Source organism: Pseudomonas sp. DL, assembly GCF_047199225.1.
Lineage (GTDB): Bacteria > Pseudomonadota > Gammaproteobacteria > Pseudomonadales > Pseudomonadaceae > Pseudomonas > Pseudomonas aeruginosa.
Map to the genome: position 1 here is coordinate 5,127,541 of NZ_CP178323.1, position 24,336 is coordinate 5,151,876.

General features: G+C 64.5%; 25 protein-coding genes. 6 read left to right on the forward strand and 19 right to left on the reverse strand.

The genetic code is table 11. The annotated features are described in order from the left end of the window. Nucleotides 1-182: 182 nt before the first annotated feature. Nucleotides 183-575 carry a 30S ribosomal protein S9 gene (gene rpsI, locus ACI766_RS23970; RefSeq protein WP_003098810.1) on the reverse strand — a complete coding sequence of 131 codons (393 nt, stop codon included), beginning with the start codon at nt 573-575 and terminating at the stop codon, nt 183-185. Between the two features lie 14 nt (nt 576-589). Further along, nucleotides 590-1,018: a 50S ribosomal protein L13 gene (rplM, locus tag ACI766_RS23975; RefSeq protein WP_023087800.1), complete on the reverse strand. Its 429-nt coding sequence runs from the start codon at nt 1,016-1,018 to the stop codon at nt 590-592. Nucleotides 1,019-1,263: 245 nt separating this feature from the next. On the opposite strand from rplM, the gene ACI766_RS23980 reads away from it, so the two are divergent. Next, complete coding sequence (locus ACI766_RS23980) at nt 1,264-2,301, forward strand: NADP(H)-dependent aldo-keto reductase (RefSeq protein WP_003455499.1); 1,038 nt, start codon at nt 1,264-1,266, stop codon at nt 2,299-2,301. A gap of 84 nt (nt 2,302-2,385) precedes the next feature. Here ACI766_RS23980 and ACI766_RS23985 read toward each other — a convergent pair whose 3' ends face one another. Continuing rightward, complete coding sequence (locus ACI766_RS23985) at nt 2,386-3,531, reverse strand: acyl-CoA dehydrogenase family protein (protein ID WP_003120905.1); 1,146 nt, start codon at nt 3,529-3,531, stop codon at nt 2,386-2,388. A gap of 253 nt (nt 3,532-3,784) precedes the next feature. On the opposite strand from ACI766_RS23985, the gene ACI766_RS23990 reads away from it, so the two are divergent. Both ACI766_RS23990 and ACI766_RS23995 read left to right on the forward strand, forming a co-directional pair. Beyond that, nucleotides 3,785-4,684 carry a GlxA family transcriptional regulator gene (locus ACI766_RS23990; protein ID WP_003120906.1) on the forward strand — a complete coding sequence of 300 codons (900 nt, stop codon included), beginning with the start codon at nt 3,785-3,787 and terminating at the stop codon, nt 4,682-4,684. 158 nt (nt 4,685-4,842) lie between these two features. Continuing rightward, on the forward strand, nt 4,843-5,805 hold the full coding sequence (locus tag ACI766_RS23995; protein WP_003112749.1) for a hypothetical protein: 963 nt from the start codon (nt 4,843-4,845) through the stop codon (nt 5,803-5,805). Between the two features lie 64 nt (nt 5,806-5,869). Here the strand turns inward: ACI766_RS23995 and zapE are convergent, their stop codons facing one another. The 3 genes from zapE to ACI766_RS24010 all read right to left on the reverse strand — a co-directional run bounded on the left by zapE (nt 5,870) and on the right by ACI766_RS24010 (nt 9,102). Next, the gene (gene zapE / locus ACI766_RS24000) at nt 5,870-6,964 is read right to left on the reverse strand and encodes a cell division protein ZapE (RefSeq protein WP_003094297.1); all 1,095 of its coding nucleotides are present in this window, start codon (nt 6,962-6,964) and stop codon (nt 5,870-5,872) included. A 94-nt stretch (nt 6,965-7,058) separates the two neighbouring features. Then, nucleotides 7,059-8,405, reverse strand: coding sequence for a tryptophan--tRNA ligase (locus tag ACI766_RS24005; protein WP_003112748.1), 1,347 nt, complete (start codon nt 8,403-8,405; stop codon nt 7,059-7,061). A gap of 67 nt (nt 8,406-8,472) precedes the next feature. Next, the gene (locus tag ACI766_RS24010) at nt 8,473-9,102 is read right to left on the reverse strand and encodes an alpha/beta hydrolase (protein WP_003098823.1); all 630 of its coding nucleotides are present in this window, start codon (nt 9,100-9,102) and stop codon (nt 8,473-8,475) included. Between the two features lie 144 nt (nt 9,103-9,246). Here ACI766_RS24010 and ACI766_RS24015 point away from each other — a divergent pair, with 144 nt between their 5' ends. After that, on the forward strand, nt 9,247-9,693 hold the full coding sequence (locus ACI766_RS24015) for a YhcB family protein (RefSeq protein WP_003094304.1): 447 nt from the start codon (nt 9,247-9,249) through the stop codon (nt 9,691-9,693). Nucleotides 9,694-9,766: 73 nt separating this feature from the next. Here ACI766_RS24015 and cysN read toward each other — a convergent pair whose 3' ends face one another. After that, nucleotides 9,767-11,668 (reverse strand): sulfate adenylyltransferase subunit CysN, encoded by a 1,902-nt coding sequence (cysN, locus tag ACI766_RS24020; RefSeq protein WP_023122353.1) that lies wholly within the window; start codon nt 11,666-11,668, stop codon nt 9,767-9,769. Nucleotides 11,669-11,679: 11 nt separating this feature from the next. Continuing rightward, on the reverse strand, nt 11,680-12,597 hold the full coding sequence (gene cysD, locus ACI766_RS24025) for a sulfate adenylyltransferase subunit CysD (RefSeq protein ID WP_003094311.1): 918 nt from the start codon (nt 12,595-12,597) through the stop codon (nt 11,680-11,682). A 344-nt stretch (nt 12,598-12,941) separates the two neighbouring features. Between cysD and mltB the strand changes: the two genes are divergently transcribed. Further along, on the forward strand, nt 12,942-14,045 hold the full coding sequence (gene mltB / locus ACI766_RS24030; RefSeq protein ID WP_087823833.1) for a lytic murein transglycosylase B: 1,104 nt from the start codon (nt 12,942-12,944) through the stop codon (nt 14,043-14,045). On the opposite strand, the gene ACI766_RS24035 is transcribed toward mltB, so the two are convergent. Continuing rightward, entirely contained in the window at nt 14,032-14,790 is a 759-nt protein-coding gene (locus tag ACI766_RS24035; protein ID WP_023122355.1) for a Nif3-like dinuclear metal center hexameric protein, read from the reverse strand. The genes mltB and ACI766_RS24035 overlap by 14 nt on opposite strands. A gap of 116 nt (nt 14,791-14,906) precedes the next feature. Here ACI766_RS24035 and algW point away from each other — a divergent pair, with 116 nt between their 5' ends. Next, on the forward strand, nt 14,907-16,076 hold the full coding sequence (algW, locus tag ACI766_RS24040) for a Do family serine endopeptidase AlgW (RefSeq protein WP_003098831.1): 1,170 nt from the start codon (nt 14,907-14,909) through the stop codon (nt 16,074-16,076). Between the two features lie 42 nt (nt 16,077-16,118). On the opposite strand, the gene hisC is transcribed toward algW, so the two are convergent. The 10 genes from hisC to ACI766_RS24090 form a co-directional block, all read right to left on the reverse strand. Continuing rightward, nucleotides 16,119-17,174 (reverse strand): histidinol-phosphate transaminase, encoded by a 1,056-nt coding sequence (hisC, locus tag ACI766_RS24045; RefSeq protein WP_003098833.1) that lies wholly within the window; start codon nt 17,172-17,174, stop codon nt 16,119-16,121. A 2-nt stretch (nt 17,175-17,176) separates the two neighbouring features. Beyond that, on the reverse strand, nt 17,177-18,499 hold the full coding sequence (hisD, locus tag ACI766_RS24050; RefSeq protein ID WP_003094326.1) for a histidinol dehydrogenase: 1,323 nt from the start codon (nt 18,497-18,499) through the stop codon (nt 17,177-17,179). A 125-nt stretch (nt 18,500-18,624) separates the two neighbouring features. Next, on the reverse strand, nt 18,625-19,260 hold the full coding sequence (gene hisG, locus ACI766_RS24055; RefSeq protein ID WP_003098837.1) for an ATP phosphoribosyltransferase: 636 nt from the start codon (nt 19,258-19,260) through the stop codon (nt 18,625-18,627). A gap of 17 nt (nt 19,261-19,277) precedes the next feature. After that, entirely contained in the window at nt 19,278-20,543 is a 1,266-nt protein-coding gene (murA, locus tag ACI766_RS24060) for a UDP-N-acetylglucosamine 1-carboxyvinyltransferase (protein ID WP_003094332.1), read from the reverse strand. 20 nt (nt 20,544-20,563) lie between these two features. Further along, nucleotides 20,564-20,803, reverse strand: coding sequence for a BolA family protein (locus ACI766_RS24065; protein ID WP_003094334.1), 240 nt, complete (start codon nt 20,801-20,803; stop codon nt 20,564-20,566). A 116-nt stretch (nt 20,804-20,919) separates the two neighbouring features. Continuing rightward, nucleotides 20,920-21,228, reverse strand: a complete 309-nt coding sequence (locus tag ACI766_RS24070) for a lipid asymmetry maintenance protein MlaB (RefSeq protein WP_003094335.1) — start codon at nt 21,226-21,228, stop codon at nt 20,920-20,922. After that, a complete protein-coding gene (locus ACI766_RS24075) occupies nt 21,225-21,872 on the reverse strand; it encodes a phospholipid-binding protein MlaC (protein ID WP_003094337.1) in 648 nt (215 codons plus the stop codon). Before ACI766_RS24075 ends, ACI766_RS24070 begins: the two co-directional genes overlap by 4 nt. Nucleotides 21,873-21,883: 11 nt before the next feature. Then, nucleotides 21,884-22,357 (reverse strand): outer membrane lipid asymmetry maintenance protein MlaD, encoded by a 474-nt coding sequence (gene mlaD, locus ACI766_RS24080; protein ID WP_003094339.1) that lies wholly within the window; start codon nt 22,355-22,357, stop codon nt 21,884-21,886. Beyond that, nucleotides 22,358-23,155: a lipid asymmetry maintenance ABC transporter permease subunit MlaE gene (gene mlaE / locus ACI766_RS24085; protein ID WP_003094341.1), complete on the reverse strand. Its 798-nt coding sequence runs from the start codon at nt 23,153-23,155 to the stop codon at nt 22,358-22,360. It lies immediately after the preceding gene. Beyond that, nucleotides 23,155-23,964: an ABC transporter ATP-binding protein gene (locus tag ACI766_RS24090; protein WP_003094343.1), complete on the reverse strand. Its 810-nt coding sequence runs from the start codon at nt 23,962-23,964 to the stop codon at nt 23,155-23,157. Before ACI766_RS24090 ends, mlaE begins: the two co-directional genes overlap by 1 nt. Between the last annotated feature and the right edge of the window lie 372 nt (nt 23,965-24,336).

Here is a 24,336-nt window from a genome sequence, read left to right on the forward strand (position 1 = left end):
AAAAATTCGCCAAATGGTAAAGAAAACCCCCTTTGATGACAAGGTAATAGCCTGACACAAAACGCCCGAAACCCTTGTAGGGCGCGCCCTTCGGCCATGCGACACCTTGCCGCAGAGTTAAAGCGTAGACATAAAAAAACGCCCAGCTCCGAAGAGGTGGGCGTTTTTCAGCAAGCGTCGAATTAACGCTTGGAGTACTGCGGACGCTTACGCGCTTTACGCAGACCGACTTTCTTACGCTCGACTTCACGGGCATCGCGAGTCACGTAGCCGGCCTTGCGCAGCGAGCTACGCAGGGTTTCGTCGTACTCGATCAGGGCACGGGTGATGCCGTGACGGATCGCACCGGCCTGACCGCTTACGCCACCGCCAACGACGGTAACGAAGATGTCGAACTTCTCGACGGTCTCGGTCAGCTCGAGCGGCTGACGCACGACCATGCGAGCGGTTTCACGACCGAAGAACTGATCGAGACCACGGTTGTTGATGGAAATCTTGCCAGTACCCGGACGCAGGAAGACGCGAGCGGTAGCGGTCTTACGACGGCCAGTGCCGTAATTTTGAGTCGCCGACATAATGAGCTATCCCGTTAAATCTTCAGTTCTTGGGGCTGCTGAGCGGTGTGCGGGTGGCTGGCACCCTTGTACACCTTCAGCTTGCGATACATATCGCGACCCAGAGGGTTCTTCGGCAGCATGCCTTTCACAGCGGTCTCGATGACGCGCTCAGGGGCCTTGGCGATCAGCTTCTCGAAGTTGATCGACTTGATGCCGCCCGGGAAGCCGGAGTGGTGGTAGTACATCTTGTCGGTGGCCTTGGCACCGGTCACACGCACCTGCTCGGCGTTGATGACGACGATGTAGTCGCCGGTGTCAACGTGCGGAGTGTACTCAGGCTTGTGCTTGCCACGCAGGCGGCGGGCAATTTCGGTCGCCAGACGACCCAGGGTCTGGCCGGCAGCGTCGACGACGAACCAGTCGCGCTGTACAGTTTCCGGTTTCGCGGTATAGGTTTTCATTCGTTATAGCCTCAGGGGCCGCCTGAAAATAAGACGGCGAATCTTACTGGACAGTGGTTGCCTTGACAAGTCAAGGACAGCCGAAAACAGACACGAATTGGGGCTCGGGTCGGTGTGCGTCCGTAACGACTAGATACATCGATCGGCAGGCTTGGCATCCCCCACCGATGAAAGGCTGCGGAATTATGCAGATTTCGCCAGAATTTACAACCGCATTAACCACTTAATTTCACGAGGACACCCGCATGGAGTATCGCCCGCTCGGCCGCACCGATCTGAAAGTCAGCGCCCTCTGCCTCGGCACCATGACCTGGGGCGAGCAGAACAGCGAGCAGGACGCCTTCGCCCAGATCGCCAGGGCCAAGGCCGCCGGGATCAATTTCATGGATACCGCCGAAATGTATCCGGTGCCGCCCCGCGCCGAGACCTACGCCAGCACCGAGCGCATCATCGGCAACTGGTTCCGCCGCAGCAGCGACCGCGCCGACTGGATCCTCGCCAGCAAGATCGCCGGCCCCGGCAACGGCATCAGCCATGTGCGCGACGGCAACCTCAAGTTCAACCGCCAGCACATCGTCGCCGCCCTCGATGCCAGCCTGGAGCGCCTGCAGACAGACTGGCTGGACCTCTACCAGTTGCACTGGCCGGAGCGACGGACCAACTTCTTCGGCCAGCTCGGCTACCAGCACCAGGAAGAGAGCTTCACACCGCTGGAGGAAACCCTGGAAGTGCTCGACGAGCAGGTGCGCGCCGGCAAGATCCGCCACATCGGCCTGTCCAACGAGACGCCCTGGGGCACCATGACCTTCCTCAGGCTCGCCGAGGAGCGCGGCTGGCCGCGCGCGGTATCGATCCAGAACCCCTACAACCTGCTCAACCGCAGCTTCGAGGTGGGCCTGGCGGAAATCGCCATCCGCGAGCAGTGCGGCCTGCTGGCCTACTCGCCGATGGCCTTCGGCATGCTTTCCGGCAAGTACGCGGACGGCGCCCGCCCGGCCAACGCGCGCATCAGTCTGTACAGCCGCTTCACCCGCTACACTAACCCGCAGGCGGAAGCGGCCTGCGCGCGCTACGTAGCGCTGGCCCGCGAACATGGAATGGAACCGGCGCAGATGGCACTGGCCTACGTCACCTCGCGGCCGTTCGTGACCAGCAACATCATCGGCGCCACCTCGCTGGAACAGCTGGAAACCAATCTCGGCAGCATCGACCTGAGGCTGGACGAGGAGGTGCTCGCCGGTATCGATGCGATCCACCGGGAGCAACCGAACCCGGCTCCCTGAGGCTCCAGGGGCCTGGCGCTGCCGCGGGTTCGGCGGACAACCGCGCGATGCGGTCGTCCGCCCCTCCCGGTGACCAGGCGCGCCTCACAGGGCCCGCGCGATGATCTCCTTCATGATCTCGTTGGTACCGGCGTAGATCCGCTGCACCCGGGCATCGGCCCAGGCCCGCGCCACCGGATATTCCCACATGAAGCCGTAGCCGCCGTGCAACTGCACGCATTCGTCGAGCACCTTGCATTGCAGGTCCGTCGTCCAGTACTTGCACATGGCGGCGGTGGGTACGTCCAGCTTGCCCTGGAGATGCTGCTCCATACAGCGATCGACGAAGACCCGGCCGACCTGGATCTCGGTAGCCATCTCGGCAAGCTTGAAGCGGGTATTCTGGAAGTCCGCCACCGACTTGCCGAACGCCTTGCGCTCGCGAGTGTAGTCGAGCGTCCATTGCAGGGCCGCCTCGGCCGACGCCAGCGCGCCGATACCGACGGTCAGGCGCTCCTGCGGCAGCTCCTGCATCAGGTAGATGAATCCCTGGCCGTCCTTGCCGAGCAGGTTCTCCCGGGGAATCCGCACATCCTGGAAGAACAGCTCGGAGGTGTCCTGGGCCTTCATCCCGACCTTCTCCAGGCGCTTGCCCTTGCTGAAGCCCGGCGTACCCGCCTCGACCACGAACAGGCTTATGCCCTTGGCGCCAGCCTTCGGATCGGTCTTCGCCACCACGATCACCAGGTCGGCGAGGAAGCCGTTGGTGATGAAGGTCTTCGAGCCATTGATGACGTACTCGTCGCCATCCAGTACCGCAGTGGTCTTCACCCCTTGCAGGTCGGAACCGGCCCCCGGCTCGGTCATGGCGATGGCCGCGACCATCTCGCCGGATACCAGCTTCGGCAGGTACTTGCGCTTCAGCGCCTCGCTGCCGTAGTGGAGGATGTAGGGTGCAGCGATGTCCGAATGCAGGGAGAAACCGATCCCGGTCAGGCCGGCCCGACCGATCTCTTCGATGACCACGGCGCTGTAGAGGAAGTCCGCGCCCATCCCGCCATACTCTTCCGGCAGGTGCGAACAGAGCATTCCGGCCTCGCCGGCCTTGTTCCAGAGCGCGCGGTCGACATGCCCATCCTTTTCCCATTGGTGATGGAAAGGCACGGCTTCCTGTTCGAGGAACTTGCGCACGCTGTCGCGAAACAGTTCGTGGTCGGAGCTGAACAGGGTTCTCGGTATCATCGTGGTCACCTGGAAACGGTCTGGGATCGGGTTGGCTGCACGCGGCAGGTCTTCGACTGTAGGGAAATGCCCCGACCGACGCACTGGACAGTTGCGCCAAAAAATAAGACGATCCAGCCGCCTTTTGACCGCTTTCCCTTACTCACAACAACGATAAAAATCCATGCGCGCTCAATCCGCTCCGGTGCTGAAACATGTCGGCATCGTCGCCATCGACGGCGTCTTCGCCTCGACCCTGATGCAGGCCAAGGACTTCTTCCACATGGCCAGCCTGCGCCACGGCAAGCAGCAGGGCCTCGGTCTCCAGCCGGCCTTCCGCACCCGCATCCTCAGCCCCGACGGCCAGCCGGTACGCAGCTTCAGCGGCGACAGCATCGCCGTCGACGGTCCCCTCGCCGCCTGCGATATCGTGGTCCTGCCCGCCTTCTGGGGCGACTTCGACGCGCTCGAACGGCGCTATCCGCAAATCGTTCCCTGGTTGCGCCGCAGCCATGCCGAGGGAACCGCCCTCTGCGGCGAGGCGACCGGGGTTTTCTGGCTGGCCCAGGCAGGCCTGCTGGATGGCAAGGAAGCGACCACCTACTGGCGCTTCTATCGGGAATTCGCCGAACGCTTCCCGAACGTGCTGCTCAACCAGGAGAAGCACCTGACTGATGCCGACGACCTGTTCTGCGCCAGCGGCGTCACCTCCGCCTGCGACCTCTACATCTATCTGATCGAGCGTTTCTGCGGCGGATCGGTGGCCCAGGCGGTGGCCCGGGATACCCTCTACGAAGTACAGCGCAGCTACACCCCAGGGCGTATCGGCTTCGGCGGACAGAAGCTGCACCATGACCCGACGATCCTGCAGATCCAGCAATGGCTGGAAGACCACTTCGCCGACAAGTTCCGTTTCGAGGACGTCGCCCGCGACCACGGCATGAGCATCCGCAACTTCATGCGGCGCTTCCAGGCCGCTACCGGCGACAAGCCGCTGCACTACCTGCAGCGACTGCGGATCGAGACCGCCAAGGGCATGCTCTCGAGCACGCGCAAGAGCATCAAGACGATCAGCTACGAGGTCGGCTACGACGACGCCAGCTTCTTCGCCCGCCTGTTCCGCCAGCACACCGAACTCTCTCCCCACCATTACCGTCGCCAGTTCATGCAGAAGGAAAGCTGAGCCGGACATCGCCGGGCCTGCCCGAACGGCATCGGCGCCGGCGCTTTCCCTACAGAACCTAGGATAGGTAGCCAGGTCGGCCTTCGCGGGTTCTCATGAATCCGCAGGCCCGCCGCAGACGCGGGCGTTCCGAACAACGACAAGAACGGACCTTTGCCATGCGCCTTTATCTGCTCGCCTTCCTGGCCCTCTTCGGTATGAATGCTATGGCCGCCGACAACTGGAAAGCCTTCCCCTACGACCAGAGCGCCTATGACTATCCAGGCGACAAGTTGAAGGAAGCCTGGCCGCGCCTGACCCGCGGCTTCGGCGACTATCCCTATCCGGACGCCGACTGGGTGGTGAACATGGCGACCGCCCATCCGGATGCCCTGGAAAAGACCGTGAAGGCCGGCACCGGCTTCACCGGCAAGCCGGAAGAGGCCGCGCAATATGCGGCGCGCCTGCAGGATGTCTGGCGCCTGCTGTTCCGCGGCGACTACGCGAAGGCCAAGGAGCAGGGACTGGCCCTGGGAGTCGGCGGCCAGGTACCGGCGATGTTCGCCCAGGTGCTCTACGCCATGTTCCTGGCTCCCGGCCAGGCGGAGAAACAGCGCCTGCTCGAAGAGGTCATCGACTACACCGAACAGGCCGGCCCGCTGGTCAAGGCCGATATCGTCGCCCAGTTCGGCAGCGTCTACGCCAAGGCGCGCCTGGCCGAGGAGCTATCGGTACCGGTAGTGCTCAAGCGCGGCTATACCAGCGAGATACCCAAGGAACTGGACGCCCTCCTGGCCAGGCAACCCAACCAGCCGTTCGCCCTGGCGCTCTACGGCGGCTACGAGGCGGGAGTGATCCGCAAGGTCGGCAAGCTGGTCGGCAAGATGACCTACGGGGTCAGCGCCGACAAGATGGAACAGTACTTCGCCCGCTCCTTCCGCCAGGCCAACGACCTGCCGATCGGCCACTACGAGTACGCCAACGCGCTGACCTACGTATACGGCGACGACGAGCGGGAGAAGGCCATCGCCCAACTGAAGCAGGCCGTGGCGATCAAGCCGATCAACGCCATGGAAGCCCTCGAAGTGGCCCATGCGAAGAAGCTCCTCGCCGGCTTCGAGCAGAACACCGCGCAGCGCTGAAACGCCGCGCGCCCATGAAAAAAGGGGTGGCCATCGGCAACCCCTTTCTCGTTTCTGCCCCGGATCAGGGCCGGTGCGGACGCGTCAGGTATTCGTGGGACTGCATTTCCAGCAGACGACTGAGGGTGCGCTGGAATTCGAACTCCAGCCGGCCGCCGCTGTAGAGATCCTTTAGCTCGACCTCGGCGGAGATGATCAGCTTGACGCTGCGGTCGTAGAACTCATCCACCAGGTTGATGAAACGCCGCGCCATGTCGTCCTTGGTGACGCCCATCTGCTCGACGTTGGAGATCAGCACGGCGTGGAAAATCTTCGCCAGTTCGATGTAGTCGTTCTGGCTGCGCGGGCCGTCGCACAGCTCACGGAATTCGAACCAGGCCACGTCGTCGCAGGTCAGGCGCGCGCGGATCTCGCGGTTCTCGATCATCAGCGCCTCGTCGCGCTGGGCCTTGGCACAGTCCGGGGTCAGGGCCTTGAAGCTGCGCGCCATCTCCTCCTCGACCTGTTCGCTGAGCGGCCAGTGGAACAGCTCGGCCTGCTCCAGCGCGCGCAGGCGATAGTCGACGCCGCTATCGACGTTGACGATCTCGGTATGTTCCTTGAGCAGGGCGATCGCCGGCAGGAAACGGGCGCGTTGCAGGCCGTCCTTGTACAGGCCGTCCGGCACGATGTTGGAGGTCGCCACCAGGCTCACGCCGTTCTTGAACAGCTCTTCCAGCAGGGTGGCGAGGATCATCGCGTCGGTGATGTCGGAGACGAAGAACTCGTCGAAGCAGATCACCCGCGCCTCGTCGGCGAAGCGCTTGCCGATGATGGTCAGCGGGTTCTTCTCGCCCTTGAGGGTCTTCAGTTCTTCGTGCACCCGCTTCATGAAGCGGTGGAAGTGCGTGCGCACCTTCTGCTCGAACGGCAGCGACTCGAAGAAAGTGTCCACCAGGTAGGTCTTGCCACGGCCGACGCCGCCCCAGAAATACAGGCCCTTCACCGGCCCGCCGGACTTCCTGCCGAGCAGCTTGCCGAACAGGCCGGGCTTGGCGTGGTCGGCGGCGACCAGGTCATCGTAGAGGCGTTGCAGATGCTTCACGGCATTCGCCTGTGCGGCATCGTGGAAGAAATCGGGGCGTTGGAGATCGGCCTGGTAGCGCTCGAGGGGCGTCATGATCGGTAGCAATGCAACGAAAACGGGGCCGTCACTTTAGCGACGACCCCGTCTCTTGGCAATCGGCCATCCGTCGAGGATGTACCGGGGCTGCCTACTCCTGCGGTGCCAGCGCTTCGCGGGTGCGCTCGATGGCGGCGTCACGGGCGGCGGCGTCGGCGAAGGCCGGGCTCTGCGCCACCGCCTCGCCATCCAGCCACAGGCCAAAGGCATTGCCCTCGGCCCGCAGGTCGGCAGTCTCGCCAGCCAGCAGGCGCTTGCTCACCGCACCGGCGGCCTTGCCGTCGGCGAAGGCGCGGGACAGCAGTAGCTGTTCGCCGGCGGCGTCCAGCAGGCGGAAGCGGAAGCTGCCGTCGTCGTCGCGGAAGCTGACCAGGCGCGCAGCCTTGGCGGCCTTCTTCTTGCCGCTCTCGGCACTTTTCAGCGGCTCGCGCAGGGAGCGCAGGCCGACTGCCTCGCGCAACTCGGCGATGAATGGGGTGGCGATGCGGCGCGCCTTGGCGGCACCTGCGAGGAGAATGTCCTCGATATCGTCCGGCTTGGCGATCAGCGCCTGGTAACGCTCGCGAGCCTCGCCCAGTTCGTTGTCGAGCAACTGGAACAGGCGCTGCTTGGCTTCGCCCCAGGCCAGGCCTTCGAGCAGTTCCTGGCGGAACGCGGCGACCTGTTCGGCGCTGGCGAAGGCCGAGTAAAGAAGGAACAGGTGCGAACTGTCCGGGTCTTTCGGCTCGCCCGGCGCGCGCGAGTCGGTGACGATGCGTGCGATGGCGTCCTTGAGCTGCCTGGACGGGCTGAACAGCGGGATGGTGTTGTCGTAGCTCTTGGACATCTTGCGCCCGTCCAGGCCCGGCAGGGTGGCGACGTTTTCCTCGATCACCGCTTCGGGCAGGACGAAGAACTCGCGGCCGTTGCCGAACAGGTGGTTGAAACGCTGGCCGATGTCGCGGGCCATCTCCACGTGCTGCACCTGGTCGCGGCCGACCGGAATCTTGTGCGCGTTGAACATCAGGATGTCCGCGGCCATCAGCACCGGATAGCTGTAGAGGCCCATGGTCACGCCGGCGTCCGGGTCTTCGCCGGCCTCGACATTGCGGTCCACCGCGGCCTTGTAGGCATGCGCGCGGTTGAGCAGGCCCTTGGCACTGACGCAGGTGAGCAACCAGGTCAGCTCGGGAATCTCGGGGATGTCCGACTGCCGGTAGAAGGTCGCACGCTCGACGTCCAGGCCGCCGGCCAGCCAGGTCGCGGCGATTTCCAGGCGCGAGCGCTGGATACGAGCGGGATCGTCGCACTTGATCAAGGCGTGGTAGTCCGCCAGGAAGTAGAACGAATCCACGTCGCTCCGACGGCTGGCGAGGATCGCCGGGCGGATGGCGCCGGCGTAGTTGCCCAGGTGCGGAGTGCCGGTAGGAGTGATGCCGGTCAGGATACGAGTAGTCATGCGATACCAGATGTCAGGCAAAGAAAAGAATGGCGCGCCGGATGGTAGCAGGGCCGGCGCGACGACGTCAGTCCTGCAGGCGTGGCAGCAACAGGTCCTTCAGATCGATCAGCTTGCCATGGAAGAAATGTCCGCTTTCTGCCACCCGCAACAGCTCGTGCGGTCGTGCCAGGGACTCGCTCCAGGCATATACCGCGGCCGGCGTGACCACGTCGTCGTCCTCCGGCTGCACCACGGTCAGCGGGCAACGCGCAGGCAGGCTGACCGCGAAGCGTTCCACCGGCGGCGCGATCATGAACAGCCGCGCCAGCCCGACGCCCTGCGCTTCCAGGCGCCCCGCCAGATTGCCGGCGACGCAGGAGCCGAAGGAAAAGCCCATCAGTGTCAGCGGCAACCCCGGATGGCGTGCCAGCAACCAGCGCGCGGCGGCCTCGGCGTCGTCGATCTCGCCGATCCCCTCGCCATAGCTGCCAGCGCTCTGGCCAACGCCACGGAAGTTGAAACGCAGGGTCGCCAGGCCGGCATCGCGGGCGCTGCGTTGCAGAGTGGCGACCACCTTGTTCTGCATGGTGCCGGCGAACAGCGGGTGCGGATGGCAGACCAGGGCGATGCCGCGGGCATCGGGCAGATCGAGGTGCAGGGCTTCCAGCGGCCCGCAGGGGCCATCGATGGATACAGGGATTTCGCGGGTAGACAAACAGGAACTCCGTGACCCCGGCTCGGGTCGACTCGTCTAGCAGATTACTCCAAGCGACACAGGCACTTACTCGCGTGCCGTGGTATACAGCTCGGACTCAAGCCGTTAACGTAAAGCAAAGCCGTCTATAGAGGAAGGATTCGCGTGGAACAGTCGCTCACCGCCTGGCTGCTGCCGGCCCTCGCCCTGGTCGCCGGGGTCGCCATCGGTTTTCTGATCGCCCGCCTGCTGCCCAACGCCGCGCCGAACAAGGTGCAACGCCAGATGGACGACCTGCAGGACCGCTTCGACAGCTATCAGCGCGAAGTCGTGACCCATTTCAACACCACCGCCAGCCTCGTGAAGAAGCTGACCCAGAGCTACCAGGACGTGCAGGAGCACCTCTCCGACGGCGCCCAGCGCCTGGCCCTGGACGAACAGACCCGCCAGCGCCTGCTGGCTGCGCTGCATGCCGACGAGGCCTATCCGGCCGAGCGCCGCGAGCGCCTGACTCCGCCGGCCTCCGGCGAAGTGCCGAAGGACTATGCGCCGAAAAGCCCGGACAGCCCCGGCACCCTCGACGCCACCTACGGCCTGAAAGGCAAGTACTGACGCGCTGCGCGAACCTGCCGACGCCCATGAAAAAGCCCCGCATCCGCGGGGCTTTTTCATGGCTGCGAGACGATCAGATCGCCTGGCGCTCGCGCAACAGGTCGAGCACCTGCTTCACGCCGTCCTCGACGCTCAGCGCCTGGGTATCGATCACCAGGTCGGCATCCAGCGGCACGTCGTAGGGGAAGGACTCGCCGGGGATATTGTCCTCGCCCGCCGCATACAGCCCCTGTGGATCGCGTTCGCGGCAAACCTGCGGCGACGCCTGCACATAGACGGTGATCAGGCGCTCGGCGCCGATCAGCGCCCTGGCCTGCTCGCGCCCTTCCGCGCTCGGCGCGACGAAGGCACAGAGGCTGATCAACCCGGCCTCGTTGAACTGCTTGGCGACATGGGCGGTGCGCAGCCAGTTCTCGGTGCGTCCGGCGCGGTCCTGCGGCAACCCCTTGTTCAGGTCGTGGCGCAGGTTCTGCCCGTCCAGCACGTAGACCGCGCGGCCCATATCGAACAGCTTGCGCTCCACGGCGTAGGCCAGGGTGCTCTTGCCGGCGCCGGAGAGGCCGCTGAACAGTACGGTCGCCGGCTGCTGGCCGAAGCGGCCGGCACGCTCCTCGCGCGTCACATGGGCATTCGAACCGTGATGAGCGCTGCTGCCATGGGCCGCCGACGGAGCGGAGATGATCATGCCGGCGCCAACGGTGCCGTTGGTCATGCGATCGATGACGATGAAGGCGCCGGTGGTGCGGTTCTGCTCATAGCCATCGAGCGCGATGGGCGCGTCCAGGCTGACCTTGACCCTGGCGATCTCGTTCAGCTTCAGCTCGCTGCCCGGGGTCCGCTCCAGGGTATTCACGTCCACCTTGTGGACGATGCTCGGAATCGAACCCGGCACATAGCTGGTAGCGCGCTTGATATCGTACTTCTTGCCCGGAAGCATCGGCTCCTCGGCCATCCACACCAGCATGGCATCGAAGCCGTCGGTGACCAGCGGGCGATTGTCGGCATGCACCAGCATGTCGCCGCGGGAAACGTCGATCTCGTCTTCCAGGGTCAGGGTGACGGCCTGGCCGGGACCGGCCTGCTCCAGTTCGCCCTCGAAGGTGACGATGGATTTCACCTTGCTGCCCTTGCCCGACGGCAATGCCACCACTTCGTCGCCCTTGCGCACCACGCCGCTGGCCAGGGTGCCGGCGAAACCGCGGAAGTTCAGGTTCGGCCGGTTCACGTACTGCACCGGGAAGCGCATGTCATCGAGGTTGCGGTCGGCGGCGATCTCGACGGTTTCGAGGATTTCCATCAGCGACTGGCCGGCGTACCAGGGCGAACGCTCGGACTTGTTGACCACGTTGTCGCCCTTGAGCGCCGACATCGGCACGAAGTGCAGCGAACTGGTCTTCAGACCGATCTTCTCGGCAAAGGCCAGGTAGTCGGCCTTGATCTGTTCGAAGACACCCTGGTCGAAGTCCTTCAGGTCCATCTTGTTGATGGCGACCACGATATGCCGGATACCCAGCAGGGACGCGATGAAACTGTGCCGGCGGGTCTGGGTCTGCACACCGTAGCGGGCATCGATCAGGATGATCGCCAGGTCGCAGGTCGAGGCACCGGTAGCCATGTTGCGGGTGTACTGCTCATGGCCGGGCGTGTCGGCGATGATGAACTTGCGCTTGGCGGTGCTGAAGTAGCGGTACGCCACATCGATAGTGATGCCCTGCTCGCGCTCGGCCTGCAGGCCATCGACCAGCAGCGCCAGGTCGACGTCGTCGCCCGTGGTGCCGACTTTCTTCGAGTCGCGGGTGATGGCCTCCAGGTGATCCTCGTAGATCATCTTGGAGTCGTGCAGCAGGCGCCCGATCAGGGTGCTCTTGCCGTCATCGACGTTGCCGCAGGTAAGGAAGCGCAGCAGTTCCTTGCGTTCGTGCTGCCCCAGGTAGGCGAGGATGTCCTCGCTGATCAGATCGGATTGATGAGACATGCTGCGTATCCTCAGAAATAGCCCTGACGTTTCTTTTCTTCCATCGAACCGGCCTGGTCATGGTCGATGACCCGACCCTGGCGTTCGGAAGTACGCGTCAGGAGCATTTCCTGGATGATTTCCGGCAGCGTGGTGGCGCTGGACTCGACCGCGCCGGTGAGCGGGTAGCAGCCGAGGGTACGGAAGCGCACCATGCGCTTCTCGATGCGGGCTTTCTCTTCGTCAGAGAGATGCTCGAGGATGCGCTCGTCGTCGATCATGATCAGCGTGCCGTTCTTCTCGATGACCTCGCGCTCGGCGGCGAAGTACAGCGGGACGATCGGGATGCCTTCCAGGTAGATGTATTGCCAGATGTCCAGCTCGGTCCAGTTGGACAGCGGGAAGACGCGGATCGACTCGCCCTTCTTCACCTTGCCGTTGTAGATGTTCCACAACTCGGGACGCTGGTTCTTCGGGTCCCAGCGGTGCTTGCTGTCGCGGAACGAATAGACCCGTTCCTTGGCCCGCGACTTCTCCTCGTCGCGGCGCGCGCCACCGAAGGCAGCGTCGAAACCGTACTTGTCCAGGGCCTGCTTGAGTCCCTCGGTCTTCATCACGTCGGTGTGCTTGGCGCTGCCGTGGGTGAACGGGTTGATGCCCTGGGCGACGCCGTCCGGGTTGACGTGGGTGATCAGGTCCAGGCCCATTTCCTCGACCATCCGATCGCGGAACCTGTACATCTCCTGGAATTTCCAGCGGGTGTCCACGTGCATCACCGGGAAGGGCAGCTTGCCGGGGAAGAAGGCCTTGCGGGCCAGGTGCAGCATGACCGCGGAATCCTTGCCGATCGAGTACAGCATCACCGGGTTATCGAACTCGGCGGCCACCTCGCGGATGATGTGGATGCTTTCCGCCTCCAGCTGTTTCAGGTGCGTCAGTTTGTCGACCATGGCTACTCACGGAATTGCTTATGGACGGCCGTCGGGCCGTAGACGAACGCGCACTCTATCACAGCGCAAGGCTCTAAAAGATTCGCCATTTATACCGAAAAAATATACTCATATAGCCATCAGCGCTCAGGGTTGCAGCCGGCGAAAACACTGGCATGGAGAGGCTTTCCTGGGCGTTTCGCGGAGCGGACGGACAGGCCTGCGACGGCATCGCCCCTGGACCGAGCGAAGCCACCACCGCAACCGCGAGCGGACGGTCCGCCCCCCTTTCGGCGGCTCGACTTGTACGCCAGCGGCACTGCGCTAGCATAGCGGGCATCGTCATTCCGCCAAGAAGACCCCAGATGCGCCGTACCGCCCTCACCCTGCCCCTGTTCCTTCTGGTTTCAGCATGCAGCAGCGAACCGACGCCACCACCGAAACCCGCCGCCAAACCCCAGGCCCGCACCGTCATTTCCCCCCGCCCCGTACGCCAGACGGTGCAACCGATACTGCCGCTGCGCGGCGATTACGCGAACAATCCGGCGGCACAGCGCTTCATCGACAGGATGGTCAGCCAGCACGGCTTCAACCGCCAGCAACTGCACGACCTGTTCGCCCAGACCCAGCGCCTGGACTGGGTGATCCGCCTGATGGACCGGCAAGCTCCGACCTATACCCCACCCAGCGGACCGAACGGCGCCTGGCTGCGCTACCGGAAGAAGTTCGTCACGCCAGGCAACGTACAGAACGGCGTGCTGTTCTGGGACCAATACGAAACCGACCTGCAACGGGCATCGCGCGTCTACGGCGTGCCGCCGGAGATCATCGTCGGCATCATCGGCGTGGAAACCCGCTGGGGGCGGGTGATGGGCAAGACCCGGATCATCGATGCGCTGTCCACCCTGTCCTTCTCCTACCCTCGCCGCGCGGAGTTCTTCAGCGGCGAGCTGGAACAATTCCTCCTCCAGGCGCGCAAGGAAGGCACCGACCCGCTGGCCCTGCGCGGTTCCTATGCCGGCGCCATGGGCTACGGCCAGTTCATGCCGTCTTCATTCACCAAGTACGCGGTGGACTTCGATGGCGATGGGCATATCGACCTGTGGAATCCGCGTGACGCCATCGGCAGCGTCGCCAACTATTTCAAGCAGCACGGCTGGGTCAGCGGCGATCGCGTGGCGGTTCCCGCCAGTGGCCGGGCTCCCTCGCTGGAAGATGGCTTCAAGACGCTGTACCCGCTGGACGTGCTCGCTTCCGCCGGATTACGCCCGCGGGGTCCGCTCGGCGGCCACCGGCAAGCCAGCCTGCTGCGCCTGGACATAGGCAGGAACTACCAGTACTGGTACGGCCTGCCGAACTTCTACGTGATCACCCGCTACAACCACAGCACCCACTACGCGATGGCCGTCTGGGAACTGGGCAAGGAAGTCGACCGGGTGCGTCACCGCTCCGTCGTCAGGCAGGATTAGGACAGTCGATGAACAAGTGCTCGATGGCGAAGCGCTTGCCCAGGTAGTCGCCCAACGCCTGTACCCCGTAGCGCTCGGTGGCATGGTGTCCGGCGGCGATGAAGCTGATGCCGTTCTCCCGCGCGCTGTGCACGGTCTGCTCGGAAACCTCGCCGGTCAGGTAGGCATCGACGCCAGTGGCGATCGCCTGGTCGATATAGCCCTGGGCGCCGCCGGTGCACCAGGCGATGCGCCGGATCGGTTGACCGGCATCGACCAGCAGCGGCTCACGCCCTAGCGCATCGCGCACATGCCGAGCGAAATCGGCAGGCTGCATCGGCTCGGCAAGCGAACCGAGGAGGACGATGGAACGCGGGTTGCCCGGCTCCAACGGCCCTTCCACTTCGAAGCCGAGCTGCCGGGCGAGCTGCACGTTGTTGCCCACCTCCGGATGCAGATCCAGCGGCAGGTGGTAAGCGAGCAGACTGATATCGTTGTTCAGCAGGGTCTTCAGGCGCCGTTGCTTCATGCCAACCACGCAGGGGTTCTCACCCTTCCAGAAGTAACCGTGATGCACCAGCACCACGTCGGCGTCGGCCTCCACGGCGGCATCCAGCAGCGCCTGGCTGGCAGTGACCCCGCTGACGATCCGCCGCACCTGCGGCCGGCCTTCGACCTGCAGGCCGTTCGGGCAGTAGTCCTGGATGCGCGCGGCATCCAGATAACGGTCGGCCTCTTCGACCAGGGTGCTCAGGGCGATAGCCATGCAAATTCCTCTTCATTCAGGCAGGGCGCGCCGCTCCTCTAATGGACGGCTTCCCCCTATAATGGGCGCCACCTTATCGGCCGCTTTTCGGCCTCGCAACCCCAAGGATTTTCCCGATGCCCAAGGCCCTGCGTTTCCTCGGCTGGCCCGTGCTGGTCGGCGTGCTGCTGGCCCTGCTGATCATCCAGCACAACCCCGAGCTGGTCGGCCTGCCACGCCAGGAGGTGCACGTCGAGCAGGCGCCTCTGCTCAGCCGCCTGCAGGAAGGCCCGGTGTCCTATGCCAACGCGGTGAGTCGAGCGGCTCCGGCAGTGGCCAACCTGTACACCACCAAGATGGTCAGCAAGCCCTCCCACCCCCTGTTCGACGACCCGATGTTCCGCCGCTTCTTCGGCGACAACCTGCCGCAACAGAAGCGCATGGAGTCGAGCCTCGGCTCGGCGGTGATCATGAGCGCGGAAGGCTACCTGCTGACCAACAACCACGTGACCGCTGGCGCCGACCAGATCATCGTGGCCTTGCGCGACGGCCGCGAAACCATCGCCCAGTTGGTCGGCAGCGACCCGGAAACCGACCTGGCCGTGCTGAAGATCGACCTTAAGAACCTGCCGGCGATGACCCTCGGCCGCTCCGACGGCATTCGCACCGGCGACGTATGCCTCGCCATCGGCAACCCGTTCGGCGTCGGCCAGACCGTGACCATGGGCATCATCAGCGCCACCGGACGCAACCAGCTCGGCCTGAACACCTACGAAGACTTCATCCAGACCGACGCGGCGATCAACCCCGGCAACTCCGGCGGCGCGCTGGTGGACGCTGCCGGCAACCTGATCGGCATCAACACGGCGATCTTCTCCAAGTCCGGCGGCTCCCAGGGTATCGGCTTCGCCATCCCGACCAAGCTGGCCCTGGAGGTCATGCAGTCGATCATCGAGCACGGCCAGGTGATCCGCGGCTGGCTCGGCGTCGAGGTCAAGGCGCTGACCCCGGAACTGGCGGAGTCGCTGGGCCTCGGCGAAACCGCCGGGATCGTCGTCGCCGGCGTCTATCGCGACGGCCCGGCGGCGCGCGGCGGCCTGCTGCCGGGCGACGTGATCCTGACCATCGACAAGCAGGAAGCCAGCGACGGCCGCCGCTCGATGAACCAGGTGGCGCGCACCCGTCCGGGACAGAAGATCAGCATCGTGGTGCTGCGCAACGGACAGAAGGTCAACCTGACCGCCGAGGTCGGCCTGCGTCCGCCGCCGGCACCGGCTCCACAGCAGAAACAGGACGGCGGCGAGTGATCCCCGCCATTGAAAACGGCGCCCTCGGGCGCCGTTTTCGTATCACTTGAGGAAGTGCAGGGCGTCCAGTAGCGCCTGGTTCTGCTCCGGACTGCCGATGGTGATACGCAGGAACTGGTCGATCCGCGCCTGCTTGAAATGGCGGACGATCACTCCCTGCTCGCGCAGGGTCGAGGCAATCTGCCCGGCATCGTGCCGCGGATGACGGGCGAAGACGAAGTTGGCGGCCGACGGTAGTACCTCGAAGCCCAGCGCCTGCAAAGAGGCGCTCAACGCCTCGCGGCTATCGATCACTGCCTGGCAGGTCCGACGGAAATAAGCGTCGTCCTCGAAAGCCGCCGCCGCGCCGGCGATCGCCAGGCGATCCAGCGGGTAGGAATTGAAGCTGTTCTTGATCCGCTCCAGGGCCTCGACCAGATCGGCATGGCCGACCGCCAGGCCGACCCGCAGGCCGGCCAGGGAGCGCGACTTGGACAGCGTCTGGGTGACCAGCAGGTTCGGGTAGCGATCGACCAGGGCGATGGCGCTCTCGCCGCCGAAGTCGACATAGGCCTCGTCGACTACCACCACCGAATCCGGCGACGCCTTCAGCATCGCTTCGATGGCGTCCAGCGGCAGCAGGCAGCCGGTCGGCGCGTTCGGATTGGGGAAGATGATTCCGCCGTTGGGCCGCGCGTAGTCTTCGACGCGGATGCGGAACCTTTCATCCAGCGCGATCTTCTCGTGCGCGATCCCGTACAGGCCGCAATAGACCGGATAGAAGCTGTAGGTCACGTCCGGAAACAGCAGCGGCAGGTCGTGTTGGAAGAGGCCATGGAAAATGTGCGCGAGCACCTCGTCGGAGCCGTTGCCGACGAACACCTGGTTGGCCTGTACGCCGTAGTGCGCGGCAACCGCCTGCTTCAACCGCTCGCCGTTGGGATCGGGATACAGGCGCAGGTCGTCGTTGAGTTCCGCCTGCATCGCGGCGAGCGCCTGTGGCGACGGACCGTAGGGATTCTCGTTGGTGTTCAGCTTGACCAGCCGCGACAGCTTCGGCTGCTCGCCCGGCACATAAGGCACCAGGTCCTTGACGAAGGGACTCCAGAATTTGCTCATGCTCAGGCCTCCTTCTCGTCGAGGATGCGGTATTCGGCACTACGCGCGTGGGCGGTCAACGACTCGCCGCGAGCCAGCACCGAGGCGGTACGACCGAGGACCGAAGCGCCCTCGGCCGAGCAGTTGATGATCGACGAACGCTTCTGGAAGTCATATACCCCCAGCGGCGAAGAGAAACGCGCGGTACCGGAGGTCGGCAGCACGTGGTTCGGGCCGGCGCAATAGTCGCCCAGGGCCTCGGCAGTGTAGCGGCCCATGAAGATCGCGCCGGCATGGCGGATCTCCGGCAGCCAGCTTTCCGGATCGGCCACCGACAGCTCCAGGTGTTCCGGGGCGATGCGGTTGGCGACCGCACAGGCCTGGGCCTGGTCGGCGACCTGGATCAGCGCGCCGCGCCCCTCCAGGGAGGTGCGGATGATCTCGGCGCGCTCCATGGTCGGCAGCAGGCGAGCGATGCTGTCCGCGACGCGGTCCAGGAACGCCGCGTCCGGACTGACCAGGATCGACTGGGCGTCTTCGTCGTGTTCGGCCTGGGAGAACAGGTCCATGGCGATCCAGTCGGGATCGGTCTGGCCGTCGCAGACCACGAGGATTTCCGAGGGACCGGCGATCATGTCGATGCCGACCTGGCCGAACACGTGACGCTTGGCGGTGGCCACGTAGATGTTGCCGGGGCCGACGATCTTGTCCACCCGCGGCACGCTTTCGGTGCCGTAGGCCAACGCGGCCACGGCCTGTGCCCCGCCGATGGTGAAGACACGGTCGACGCCGGCGATGCAGGCGGCGGCGAGGACGATCTCGTTGATCTCGCCGCGCGGGGTCGGTACGACCATGACCACTTCGGACACCCCGGCGACCTTGGCCGGGATCGCATTCATCAGCACCGAGGACGGGTAGGACGCCTTGCCGCCCGGCACATAGAGCCCGGCGCGGTCCAGCGGGGTGACCTGCTGGCCGAGCACCGTGCCGTCGGCCTCGGTGTAGCGCCAGGAACCCTGCTTCTGCTTCTCGTGGTAGCTGCGCACGCGCTCGGCGGCGACTTCCAGGGCTTCGCGCTGGGCTACGGTGATACGGGTGAGAGCCAGCTCCAGGCGCTCGCGCGGCAGGATCAGGTCGGCCATCGAGGCGGCCTGGAGACCGTCGAAGCGCTGGGTGAACTCGACCACGGCGGCGTCGCCACGGCTGCGTACGGCGGCGATGATGTCGAGGACGCGCTGGTTGACCGAATCGTCGGAGACACTTTCCCAGCTCAGCAGATGATCCAGATGACGCCCGAAGTCCGGATCAGCGGCATTGAGTCGACGGATAGCGAAGGGAGCGGTCATAGCGAGCCTCTTTTATGGATGGCGTTGTCTCGGGCGCCGCTAGACTACCAAGCCCACCGTGCGGGCACCCGAGAAAATTTGGCTATGACACGGATAGGCAGGTGCGGCGCGGAGCCGCACGGGTATCAGTGACGGTGTCGCGCCTCGACGGCGTCGCGCAGGGTATCGATCAGCGACTGGATGCGACCGTGCTGCATCTTCATCGAGGCCTTGTTGACCACCAGGCGCGAGCTGATCGTGGCGATCAGTTCCTGGGGCTCCAGGCCGTTGGCGCGCAGGGTATTGCCGGTATCCACGACGTCGATGATCTTGTCGGCGAGACCGACCAGCGGCGCCAGCTCCATCGAGCCGTACAGCTTGATCACGTCGACCTGGCGGCCCTGCTCGGCGTAGTAGCGCTTGGCGACATTGACGAACTTGGTGGCCACCCGCAGGCGTCCCTTGGGTTCAGGCGCGCCAATGGCGCCGGCGGTCATCAGCTTGCAGTTGGCGATACGCAGGTCCAGCGGTTCGTAGAGTCCCTGGCCGCCGTACTCCATCAGCACGTCCTTGCCGGCCACACCGAGATCGGCGGCGCCATGCTCGACATAGGTCGGCACGTCGGTGGCGCGCACGATGAGCAGGCGCACATCGGACAGGGACGTCGGGATGATCAGCTTGCGGCTCTTGTCCGGGTTCTCCGACGGTACGATGCCCGCCGCTGCGAGCAGCGGCAGGGTATCGTCGAGAATCCGGCCCTTGGACAAGGCGATGGTCAGCATTTGCGCGACAGCCTCCGCTAGCCCGGTACGCGGCGGATCTTGGCGCCGAGCAGCTGGAGTTTCTCTTCGATGCACTCGTAGCCACGGTCGATGTGGTAGATGCGATCGATCAGGGTGTCGCCTTCGGCCACCAGGCCGGCGATCACCAGGCTCGCGGATGCGCGCAGGTCGGTCGCCATGACCGGAGCGCCCTTGAGCTTGGGTACGCCGGTGACGATGGCGGTGTTGCCTTCGACGAGGATTTGCGCGCCCATGCGGTTCATTTCGTAAACATGCATGAAGCGGTTCTCGAAGACCGTCTCGATGACCGCGCCGGTGCCTTCGGCAACCGCGTTCATGGAGATGAACTGGGCCTGCATGTCGGTGGGGAACGCCGGGTACGGCGCGGTACGCACGTTGACCGCCTTCGGCCGGTTGCCCTTCATGTCCAGCTCGATCCAGTTGCTGCCGGTGCTGATGTGGGCACCGGCCTCTTCCAGCTTCTGCAGGACCGCCTCGAGGATGGTCGGGTCGGTATCCTTCAGCTTCACCCGGCCGCCGGTCGCGGCCGCGGCCACCAGGTAGGTGCCGGTCTCGATACGGTCGGGCAGTACGTCGTAGCGAGCACCGCCGAGGCGCTTCACGCCTTCGATGACGATGGTATCGGAGCCAGCGCCCTGGACGTTGGCGCCCATGGCGTTCAGGCAGTTGGCCAGGTCGACCACCTCCGGCTCGCGAGCGGCGTTCTGCAGCACGGTGCGGCCGTTGGCCAGCGCGGCGGCCATCATCAGGTTCTCGGTGCCGGTCACGCTGACGGTATCGAAGAAGAAGTGACCGCCACGCAGGCCGCCGGCGGGCGCCTTGGCCTTGATGTAGCCGCCTTCGACCTCGATCTGCGCACCCATGGCCTCGAGACCGCGGATATGCAGGTCGACCGGACGCGAACCGATCGCGCAACCGCCCGGCAGGGCCACTTCGGCCTCGCCGAAGCGCGCCAGCATCGGGCCCAGCACCAGGATCGAGGCACGCATGGTCTTCACCAGTTCATACGGCGCGACCAGGGTTTTGATGCTGCTGGCATCGACTTCGACGTTGAGCTTCTCGTCGATGATCGGCTGCACGCCCATGCGGCCGAACAGTTCGATCATGGTGGTAATGTCGTGCAGGTGCGGCAGGTTGCAGACGGTGACCGGAGTATCGGCCAGCAGGGTCGCGGCCAGGATCGGCAGCGCCGAGTTCTTCGCGCCGGAAATGCGGATTTCGCCATCGAGGCGGTTACCGCCGGTAATAATCAGTTTATCCATTGCAATGATCCCCCGTGGGCTCAGGAACGCTCGGCCCAGGCGGCGCGGCTGAAGAATTTCATGGTGACGGCATGGATGCTGCCATCGGCGATCCAGGCGTTCAAATGGGCGTAGACCTGCTGCTGACGCTTGACCGGGCTCTGGCCGGCCAGTTCGTCGCTGATCAGATTCAGTTGGAAATTGCACCCTTCGCCCTCGACTTCCACCTGGGTGCCGGGGAGTTTTTCCTGGAGAAGGCTCTTAACGTCTTCGGCCTGCATGCTCAACCTCAATCGGGCGCCCTACGCGCACGGTCGGCCATCATACAAAAAAGCCCTCCGCCTGCGAACCCCAGGAAGGGACGCGCAGACGGAGGGCCGCTCGTTCCGCCGGCCGGTCATTCCTGCAAAGGCAGGATCTCCAGAAGGCTGCTGACCTTGGCAATCTCCCGCATGTCGTCCGGCAACGCCCTGACGCTCAGGACCTTGCCGGCCTTGCGTGCGTCGCGCATGAAGGCCAGCAACAGGGAAATGCCCACGCTGCTGGAGCGCTCCACCGCCGAGCAGTCGACGACCAGTTCCGCCGCCTGGCTGGCGCGGATCAGCCGACCGCCCTGCTCGCGCAACGCCGGCCCGCTGCTGTAGTCGAGCACGCCGGCGAGCTGCAGTTCGCCGGCCGCGCCTTCGCGCAGGCTGGCCTGGCTCATTTCGCCCCGGCCTCTTCCGCTTTCGCGGTTTCCTTGGCCTTGGCGACCACCTCGCCCCAGCCGGCGATGGTCTTCTCGAGGTCGTTGCGGTTCTTCTGCATGGTGTCGGCGAACTGGTCGCGGAACAGCTTGCCGATGTTGATGCCGTTGATGATCACGTTGCGGACCTTCCAGCCACCGGCCAGGTTGGTCATGGTGTAGGAGACCGGATAGACCGTGCCCTTGCTGTCACGGATCTCCATGTTGACGCTGGCGCGATCGTCGCTCGGCTTGGCCGAACTAGGCAGCACGCGGATGTCCTGGTTGTCGTATTCGAGCAGCGCGTTGCCGTAGAACTGCATCAGGCTGTTCTTGAACACTTCCTCGAAGCGCTTGATTTGCTCGGGTGAGGCCTGGCGCGAGTACTTGACGGTCATCACGCTCTTGGCGATGCCTTCGGCATCGACCACCGGCCCAAGGATACGGTCGAGAGTGGCGTAGAGCTTTTGCGGATCGGCCTTGTAGGCGGCCTTGTTGGCCTTGATGTCGGAAAGCAGTTCGTCGACCGTGCCCTGCACCACCTGTTGCGGGGTCGGCGCCGCCATGGAAAGCAGCGGGAAAGCCGCCAGGAACACCAGCAGGCCGCGACGCAGAAGAGTCAGCATGGAAGAAAACCTCACTTTTTGGCTTCGTCTTTGTTAACCGAGTTCAGCAGGAACTTGCCGATCAGGTCTTCCAGCACCAGCGCCGACTGGGTGTCGTGGATGGTGCTGCCGTCCTTCAGAACGTCCTCGTCGCCGCCGACGCTGATGCCGATATATTTCTCGCCCAGCAGGCCGGCGGTCAGGATCGACGCCGTGGAATCGACCGGCAGGTTGTTCACGTTCTGGTTGATCTCCATGGTCACGCGACCAGTGTAGCTGTCGCGATCCAGGTCGACCGCCGTCACCTTGCCGATCGTCACGCCGGCCAGGGTGACCTTGCCGCGCACGGTAACACCGGCGATGTTGTCGAAGTAGGCGTAGACCTTGTAGGTATCGCCGGCGTTGCCCACGCTCAGGCCGCTGACCCGCAGGGCCAGCAGCAACAGGGCCAGCAGGCCGGCCAGGAGGAACAGGCCGACACCGATTTCCAGGGTGCGGGTTTGCATTCAGAAATCTCCAAACATCAAAGCAGTCAGAATGAAGTCGAGCCCCAGCACCGCCAGGGAGGCATAGACCACGGTCCGGGTCGTCGCCCGGCTGATTCCTTCCGAGGTCGGCTCGCAGTCGTAGCCTTGGTAGACCGCGATCCAGGTCACCACGAAGGCGAATACGATACTTTTGATCACGCCGTTGAGCACATCCTCGGTGAACTGCACGCTGTTCTGCATGTTCGCCCAGAACGACCCCTCGTATACGCCCAGCCAGTCGACCGCGACCATCGCCCCACCCCAGATGCCGACCACGCTGAAGATCGCGGCGAGCAGCGGCATGGAGATGAAACCGGCCCACAGGCGCGGCGCGACGATGTACTTGAGCGGGTCGACACCGATCATTTCCAGGCTGGAAAGCTGTTCGGTGGCCTTCATGTTGCCGATTTCCGCGGTAAGCGCAGAGCCGGCACGGCCGGCGAACAGCAGGCCGGTCACCACCGGCCCCAGTTCGCGCAGCAGGGTCAGGGCCACCATCTGCCCGACCGCCTGCTCGGAACCATAGGAAATCAGGATGTTGTAGCCCTGCAGGGCCAGCACCATGCCAATGAACAGGCCCGAGACGACGATGATCGCCAGCGACAGCACGCCTACCGAGTAGAGTTGCTTCACCAGCAGGTGCAAACCGGTGCCTGGCGTGCGCCGGCCGAGCAGGGCGTGGCCGAGGAACAGGGTCGAGCGGCCGAGCGCGGCGACCACGTCCAGGCCGGCGCGGCCGAACAGGCGGATACGTTCGAGGGGAGAGACTCTACGCATCAGCGCTCTCCCAGCAGGTCGGCCCGGTAGTCGCGGGCCGGATAATGGAACGGAACGGGACCATCCGGGATTCCCTTGACGAACTGGCGGATACGAGGATCGTCGGTTTCCTTGAGGACGTCCGGCGTCCCGTGGCCAAGTACCCGGCCGTCGCCGACGATATAGATGTAGTCGGCGATACTGGCGGTCTCGGCCAGGTCATGGGAAACCACGATGCTGGTGATGCCGAGGGCATCGTTGAGCAGGCGGATCAGGCGCACCAGGACGCCCATGGCGATCGGATCCTGCCCCACGAACGGCTCGTCGTAGAGCAGGATCTGCGGGTCCAGGGCGATCGCCCGGGCCAGGGCGACGCGGCGCTTCATGCCGCCGGAAAGCTCGTCCGGCATCAGTTCCACGGCGCCGCGCAGGCCGACGGCCTGAAGCTTCATCAGGACGATGTCGCGGATCATCTCTTCCGGCAGCTGGGTATGCACGCGCAGCGGAAATGCGACGTTCTCGAAGACGTCGAGATCGGTGAACAGCGCCCCGCTCTGGAACAGCACGCCGAACTGCTTGCGCATGTCGAACAGGTCGCCGCGCGAAAGCTGCGGCAGGTTCTGCCCGTTGACCCAGACCTCCCCCTTCGAAGGACGCAACTGGGAGGCGATCAGCCGCAGCAACGTGGTCTTGCCGCAACCGGACGGGCCCATGATGCCGGTCACCTTTCCGCGCGGGATACGCACATCGATGTTGTCGAAAATCGCCCGCGATCCGCGCTTGAAGGTCAGGCCCTTCAACTCGACCGCGTAGGCACTATCGGTGCTCATCAGGACTCCTTGCGATGCGCCCCGTCCATGCTGGACGCCTTGCCCCGTTGCAAAGGCACGCATCCCGGAGGGGTCGAATGGGCGCGGACTATAGCACTGCGGCGGGTTCTGGCCCAAGGCCTGGCACCGTGCCGTTCAGCTTGGATTCAGCTTGTTCGGAGCGTTCTCTCAGCCCTTTAGGACATATCGCACACTTCAGGTTCACTACGGACAGAAAAAAATCGCGTCGACGTCGAATATATCGACATTTATGCAGTCATAGCGCGGAGTGCAGATAACGGCGGCGTAACAGAGCATTGCAGTCCATACAACATTGCGCCGCGGGGGATGCGGACCGACTTCGCAGCATGGCTGGTGTAAGCGGGGCACGCT

Bases quoted from the DNA above. Each gene is read 5' to 3' on its own strand.
- rpsI (WP_003098810.1), bottom strand. From the start codon at position 575: ATGTCGGCGACTCAAAATTACGGCACTGGCCGTCGTAAGACCGCTACC.
- rplM (WP_023087800.1), bottom strand. From the start codon at position 1,018: ATGAAAACCTATACCGCGAAACCGGAAACTGTACAGCGCGACTGGTTC.
- ACI766_RS23980 (WP_003455499.1), top strand. From the start codon at position 1,264: ATGGAGTATCGCCCGCTCGGCCGCACCGATCTGAAAGTCAGCGCCCTC.
- ACI766_RS23990 (WP_003120906.1), top strand. From the start codon at position 3,785: ATGGCCAGCCTGCGCCACGGCAAGCAGCAGGGCCTCGGTCTCCAGCCG.
- ACI766_RS23995 (WP_003112749.1), top strand. From the start codon at position 4,843: ATGCGCCTTTATCTGCTCGCCTTCCTGGCCCTCTTCGGTATGAATGCT.
- zapE (WP_003094297.1), bottom strand. From the start codon at position 6,964: ATGACGCCCCTCGAGCGCTACCAGGCCGATCTCCAACGCCCCGATTTC.
- ACI766_RS24005 (WP_003112748.1), bottom strand. From the start codon at position 8,405: ATGACTACTCGTATCCTGACCGGCATCACTCCTACCGGCACTCCGCAC.
- cysN (WP_023122353.1), bottom strand. From the start codon at position 11,668: ATGTCTCATCAATCCGATCTGATCAGCGAGGACATCCTCGCCTACCTG.
- cysD (WP_003094311.1), bottom strand. From the start codon at position 12,597: ATGGTCGACAAACTGACGCACCTGAAACAGCTGGAGGCGGAAAGCATC.
- mltB (WP_087823833.1), top strand. From the start codon at position 12,942: ATGCGCCGTACCGCCCTCACCCTGCCCCTGTTCCTTCTGGTTTCAGCA.
- ACI766_RS24035 (WP_023122355.1), bottom strand. From the start codon at position 14,790: ATGGCTATCGCCCTGAGCACCCTGGTCGAAGAGGCCGACCGTTATCTG.
- algW (WP_003098831.1), top strand. From the start codon at position 14,907: ATGCCCAAGGCCCTGCGTTTCCTCGGCTGGCCCGTGCTGGTCGGCGTG.
- hisC (WP_003098833.1), bottom strand. From the start codon at position 17,174: ATGAGCAAATTCTGGAGTCCCTTCGTCAAGGACCTGGTGCCTTATGTG.
- hisD (WP_003094326.1), bottom strand. From the start codon at position 18,499: ATGACCGCTCCCTTCGCTATCCGTCGACTCAATGCCGCTGATCCGGAC.
- hisG (WP_003098837.1), bottom strand. From the start codon at position 19,260: ATGCTGACCATCGCCTTGTCCAAGGGCCGGATTCTCGACGATACCCTG.
- murA (WP_003094332.1), bottom strand. From the start codon at position 20,543: ATGGATAAACTGATTATTACCGGCGGTAACCGCCTCGATGGCGAAATC.
- ACI766_RS24065 (WP_003094334.1), bottom strand. From the start codon at position 20,803: ATGCAGGCCGAAGACGTTAAGAGCCTTCTCCAGGAAAAACTCCCCGGC.
- ACI766_RS24070 (WP_003094335.1), bottom strand. From the start codon at position 21,228: ATGAGCCAGGCCAGCCTGCGCGAAGGCGCGGCCGGCGAACTGCAGCTC.
- ACI766_RS24075 (WP_003094337.1), bottom strand. From the start codon at position 21,872: ATGCTGACTCTTCTGCGTCGCGGCCTGCTGGTGTTCCTGGCGGCTTTC.
- mlaD (WP_003094339.1), bottom strand. From the start codon at position 22,357: ATGCAAACCCGCACCCTGGAAATCGGTGTCGGCCTGTTCCTCCTGGCC.
- mlaE (WP_003094341.1), bottom strand. From the start codon at position 23,155: ATGCGTAGAGTCTCTCCCCTCGAACGTATCCGCCTGTTCGGCCGCGCC.
- ACI766_RS24090 (WP_003094343.1), bottom strand. From the start codon at position 23,964: ATGAGCACCGATAGTGCCTACGCGGTCGAGTTGAAGGGCCTGACCTTC.